Annotated in this window: 1 protein-coding gene; it reads right to left on the bottom strand. The window is 65.1% G+C overall.

The features are described 5' to 3' along the window. Positions 1-281: helix-turn-helix domain-containing protein (locus EOB49_RS38260; RefSeq protein WP_245472957.1), on the bottom strand; the 281-nt coding region annotated here is incomplete at both ends.

Below are 281 nucleotides of genomic sequence, written 5' to 3'. Positions count from 1 at the left end.
CGTCGGCGTCATGCCGAGCATCCCGGTGGATTTCTCGTAAAAACGTCCGCTTGAATTGAAGCCGGCATCGTAGATCGCCGTCGTCACGCTTGCGCCGTCTTCCAGGCCTTGGCGGACCCGGGCGGCGCGGTGCGCGGCGGCATAGTCCTTCGGCGTCAGCCCGGTGACAGCCTTGAAGATACGATGGAAGTAACCAGCGCTGCGGCCGGCGGCATCAGCCAGTTCAGCCAGCGACGGTTCTTCTTCGCCCTGCTCGATCCTGCGGCAGGCAGCGGCGACCA

Origin of the sequence: Mesorhizobium sp. M7A.F.Ca.MR.148.00.0.0, assembly GCF_003997735.1 — a bacterium.
Lineage (GTDB): Bacteria > Pseudomonadota > Alphaproteobacteria > Rhizobiales > Rhizobiaceae > Mesorhizobium.
Note: the sequence above shows the minus strand (reverse complement) of the source record. Positions and strands in the feature narration are given on the sequence as shown.